5 protein-coding genes are annotated in these 4,910 nt (G+C 37.9%); 1 reads left to right on the top strand and 4 read right to left on the bottom strand.

What is annotated here, in order from left to right; all coding sequences use genetic code 11:
* A partial coding sequence (locus tag AC52RT_RS15300) for a hypothetical protein (protein ID WP_495541543.1) occupies positions 1-142 on the top strand: 142 nt, incomplete at its 5' end.
* 38 nt (positions 143-180) lie between these two features.
* On the opposite strand, the gene AC52RT_RS15295 is transcribed toward AC52RT_RS15300, so the two are convergent.
* The 4 genes from AC52RT_RS15295 to AC52RT_RS15280 all read right to left on the bottom strand — a co-directional run bounded on the left by AC52RT_RS15295 (position 181) and on the right by AC52RT_RS15280 (position 4,840).
* Positions 181-1,122 carry a hypothetical protein gene (locus AC52RT_RS15295; protein ID WP_495541542.1) on the bottom strand — a complete coding sequence of 314 codons (942 nt, stop codon included), beginning with the start codon at positions 1,120-1,122 and terminating at the stop codon, positions 181-183.
* Positions 1,123-1,201: 79 nt separating this feature from the next.
* Positions 1,202-2,251 carry an NAD(P)/FAD-dependent oxidoreductase gene (locus AC52RT_RS15290; RefSeq protein WP_495541541.1) on the bottom strand — a complete coding sequence of 350 codons (1,050 nt, stop codon included), beginning with the start codon at positions 2,249-2,251 and terminating at the stop codon, positions 1,202-1,204.
* Between the two features lie 170 nt (positions 2,252-2,421).
* Positions 2,422-3,309: an ROK family protein gene (locus AC52RT_RS15285; protein WP_495541540.1), complete on the bottom strand. Its 888-nt coding sequence runs from the start codon at positions 3,307-3,309 to the stop codon at positions 2,422-2,424.
* A gap of 151 nt (positions 3,310-3,460) precedes the next feature.
* Positions 3,461-4,840: a glycoside hydrolase family 1 protein gene (locus AC52RT_RS15280; RefSeq protein WP_495541539.1), complete on the bottom strand. Its 1,380-nt coding sequence runs from the start codon at positions 4,838-4,840 to the stop codon at positions 3,461-3,463.
* Between the last annotated feature and the right edge of the window lie 70 nt (positions 4,841-4,910).

Raw genomic sequence — 4,910 nt, 5'->3', positions numbered from 1 at the left:
CGTACAATCAGGATGGTTTTTATTTGGTACAGAGGTGTGGACACCGATGATTATTGTAATGGTCCTATACACAGGGTTGTACTCCATATTCGGAATCCTCTCTGTTCTTCATTATAAAAAAGTAATCAAAGATTCACTCTAAATAAAAAAAGCTCCAAGCCAAAATGGCTCTGGAGCTTTTTAATTACTTTTATAATAAGAACCCGTTTTTTTCTTTCTTCGTAAAAGAAAAAGGGTATAAATAAGCCCCCCGATTATAATAAACATCAGATAATAAATAATCATACTATCAGTTGTCAGGATTTGAAAAACATCTAAAGGTTCTACCTTCTGCAGTGAGACCTCATAGGGGTTCTCCTCTGTATATGAAATCGCTATAGAATGACTATATTTATAATAGGTATGACTTGTCACTCTCTTTGTTAAATAAAGTGCCTCATTACTATGGTTGTGAATTTTTAGCGTTAAATAGTATAAGTTACTTCCTTTACGATTGATAATTTTATACTTGTCGGTTATAAATGCTCTAGTCTCTATTTTATTTTCTGCTGTATAGTTCTCATAAGACTTCTCCAACATGCTTCCAAAATGAATAACACCATAAAGAAGAGGAATGGCTACAGCACCCCATATAAGGATAGTTAACGGTAGTTTAAGGGATTCCGAATCCAGCACGCGCTCAAAAAATCTACTTACAGCCTTGATTTTATTTAACCAAAATAGGAGATAGCCTACTGGGTAAATGGCTACTAAACCGATTACTAAATAAAAGGAAGAAGATTCTTCATCTAGGTCCTCTTTTGTACTAAATTTCCCATTAAGATTAAACCCATCGATGGAATCATTAATCGTCAATTTATCAAAAACATCCTTTGAAACACTAGCCCGTTCCTCATCACTTAATGTCAAAACGGATTGATTAATGATAGCTGGTTTAAGCAACGCATAATAATTGATTCCGCCAAAAAGATCTTGAACGACTGTTTTCCCATAGACATTTACCGTCATATGCTGATTATCCTGGTCTTTCATCTCTATAAATTCTTTTCCATTTTCATACATTGCTTGAAGGACACAAACAAAGATGACAAAACCGAGAAGATAGCTTCCAACCCGTTTCAAATTCCACACCCCTCTGAATAAAACCTAATATATGGTAATTAAATCATACTACAGTAGGGGTGTTTAGCCAAGATTGCTGCTATTGCATCATTTGCTTCACTAATTCTTTATTACGTTTCTTAAAGACTTCATTATGTGAAGAAACCATTCCTGCTTTAGTAGCGTCAGGCTGAATATATTGTTTTGCTTTATTCACAGCATTTGCGGCATCTTGAAAAGCACCTGCTATTAAATGTACTTTTCCGTCATGCATTAAAATATCACCAGCAGCATAAAGACCATCAATTGAGGATTCACTAACTGAGTTCCCTTTAATGTAATAATTATCTACACGGGTAATGCCTAGATCACTATTTTCAAGTAAGGTTGAATCATGCTCATATCCGTGATTAATAATGACTTCATCAATTGGTAAATAGGAGACCTCTCCTGTTTGATGGTTCGTCAGTTCAACATGCTCAATTACTTCATGGTTGGGACTTGCGATTAGTTTGGTAATAGTCGTTTGGAATAGGCAGCTGGCAGAACTGTTCATTAATTTTGTTGCTTGTGCTTCATGGCCTGCCAGAGTTTCTTTTCTATAGGTTACATACACCTTTTTAGCTATAGATTCTAATTCATTTGCCCAGTCAATTGCGGCATTTCCTCCACCAGAAATAATCACCGTTTTATCTTTAAATTGTTTTAAAGATTTCACCGTATAATTCAGGTTGGTAATCTCAAATCTCTCTGCCCCTTCGATTTCGAGCTTTTGAGGATTTAAAATCCCTCCGCCAATGGCCATAATGACCGTTTTAGAAAAATGCACTTGACCCGAAGCACTATGTAAAACAAAGATTCCCTCTTCATCTTGTTCAATATTTATTATTTTTTCATTCAAAACCACCTCAGGATTAAAGGTCAGCCCCTGTTCGATAAGCTGCTCAATCAGCTTGGCTCCAGGCATTGGTGTCAGCCCGCCTACATCCCAAATCATTTTCTCAGGATAGACATGGATTTTACCGCCTAAATGCGGCTGATACTCAATAAGTTTTGTTTTCATCTCTCTAAGTCCACTATAAAAAGTCGAGTAAAGCCCTGCCGGCCCTCCCCCAATCACGGTTACGTCAAATAAATCACGCTGTTCCATCCACATTTCACCCCTTAGCACACGATAACTGATTCTCATTCTCAGTTAAGCCTACTACTTTTTCTTTATTTTTACAATACAAAAACCATTTTCACTAATTATATATACCTAGTTATAGAAAATCAGTATAAAAAAAGACAAATCCACTATGAATTTGTCTTTTTTCTCACTCAAGACTTATTCTCTACCATAAACCCATATACGGCTCCAACTAAATTAGCATGTTGACGGAAGTGACAGGCTGCAATAGGGGGCTTAATTCTGGCATGCGGTATCCCTGATAGAATGTGATTGAGTTTATCGTCAATCATCGTAATGAGGTCTTCGCGGGCACTGATTCCACCGCCTATGAGAATAATCTCTGGGTCATAAACGTATTGCAGATTATAAATGCCGACTGCAAGCAAATGATAGAATTGATCCAGCGCTTTAAGGCAGTCTTGATCACCCGCCTCTGCCATGGTAAAGATTTGTTCACCGGTAAGAGAATCCTCCGGAATTTGCTTCGCATTCGCCACATTTCTTACCAGAGCTGCCGTAGAAGCTTGTCGACTCCATGTGTTATTGCTGCCTTGCCTGCTGCTATCAAGAAGCATATAACCAAATTCTCCACCATGTAGATGTGCTCCCTTATGCAGGATTCCATCCTTAATAATCGACCCGCCAATTCCTGTACCAATGACCATAACCATAATGTCTGTCATACCCTGAGCTGCACCTTTCCAAATCTCGGCATAAGCAGCACAATTCGCATCATTTTCGAGATAGACCGGCTTTTTGGTTTTTTCTCTCAATAATTGTTTGATATTCGGTCCATGGAGATAGGCCAGGGCGCTTGAACCGTAAATAATTCCATCATCTCCCACCGCTCCCGGAGCACTGACGGCAATACCAGAAGATTGTGGATATTTCTGAGAAATACCATCAATCAAGTGTAATAAATCTATAAGTCCTTTAGGCGTTGATTCCCTGCCGCTTTCCAAGATAACGGCACTTTCATCAACTACCCCATACTTAATAAAGGTACCTCCTATATCAATTGCTAAGAAAGTTTTCATGCATGCTCCTCGTTTTCCACTGATTTTGATTTATCCTCTTCAAAATCTTCATGTTATTTTCTGTTAGCTTAGCGTAGATAAGAGCCCCAGGTCATTTAAATACATCTTCATCCTCAGCCAGAAAAGATTTGTTTTCAATAATCCGTTTGTATCAGTAAGCTGATTTTTTTAACTTTCGATTTCGATTGTTTTCTAAATCAATTTCCACTAATCCATAACGATTTTTAAACGCATTCATTGGAGATACATTATCCGTAAAAGCCCACAGCATGTATCCCGTACAGTTGACTCCTTCTTCGACCGCCTTAATCAGCCATTTAAGATGTTCTGCAATAAAATCGATTCGATAATCATCCTGTATAATTCCTTCATCATTCTTAAACCGATGCTCATTTTCGACTCCCATGCCGTTTTCAGCAATGAACCATTCAATATTCCCATATTCATTTTTCATACGCATAGCCATATCAAACATGATTTTCGGATAAATCTCCCATCCTCGGTAGGGATTCATTTTTTTTCCTGGCAAATCGAACTTGGCATAGTAGTACTCTGGATGGAACGGCATAGCTTCGTTCCATAGCGTTGTACGGGCTTGAATACGATGCGGATAATATAAATTCAGCCCGACATACTCCACAGTATTGTCTTTAATAATCTTTAATTCTTCTCTTGAATATTCAAACGTTATATCATGTTTCGACATTAAGTCGAATAATTCCTGCGGGTATTCTCCTTTTATTGATGGGTCAAGAAATATTCGGTTAAAAAATAAGTCATACATCCTTGCTGCTTCCTGATCATGTGGTGCTGATGAGCGGGCATAAGTCACTTCCGGATTTAAAATAACCCCGATTTTTGCTCCATATTTTTCTTTAAGACCCATTTCTTTAAACAGCTGGACAGCCTTTGCTGTTGCCAGCACTTTATGATGATTCCACTGCATCCACTTTTTCGTATTTTGTTCATAAGGATAACGAAGTGCATCTAAATAGACTCGAGTTTGAATCACGATTGGTTCATTAAAAGTAAACCAGTGCTTCACCCGGTCACCATAACGTTCAAAAACTTTTTCCACATATGTACTAAATAAATCAACAACATGCTTCGAACCCCAGCCTCCATACTTTTCAAATAACGCTGCAGGCAGTTCGTAGTGCTCAAGACAAATCATTGGCTCTACACCATTTCTGAGAAGTTCATTAATCATGTCATCTATGTACGCTGCGTACTCCTCGTCAACTACTCCCTCTTCATAATCCATTAGAAAGCGTGACCAATTGATAGAAGTCCTAAAATGAGTTAAGCCTATTTCCTTCATGTATCCGATATCTTCCTTATACCGATTCTTAAAGTCAGTCGCTACTGCTGGACCATACCCTTTATGCCAAACATATTTATCGTTTTTATACCACAAATCTAAAAAAGAATCTTGATCATCCTTCTTACCTGACCATCCCTCAGTCTGCCATGCTGAAACAGCAGCCCCTAAGATAAAGTCATCTGGTATGTTTATCGTTTTTGTTTGCATAGTAATGCTCCTTTTGGACAATTCGATTCTTGTCCTTCTTGACTGCATGATACGTATTATAATTAGTCAG

This window comes from Peribacillus sp. (assembly GCF_059453735.1).
This window is presented reverse-complemented; position numbering and strand designations above follow the sequence as displayed.

Bases quoted from the DNA above. Each gene is read 5' to 3' on its own strand.
- AC52RT_RS15290 (WP_495541541.1), bottom strand. From the start codon at position 2,251: ATGGAACAGCGTGATTTATTTGACGTAACCGTGATTGGGGGAGGGCCG.
- AC52RT_RS15285 (WP_495541540.1), bottom strand. From the start codon at position 3,309: ATGAAAACTTTCTTAGCAATTGATATAGGAGGTACCTTTATTAAGTAT.
- AC52RT_RS15280 (WP_495541539.1), bottom strand. From the start codon at position 4,840: ATGCAAACAAAAACGATAAACATACCAGATGACTTTATCTTAGGGGCT.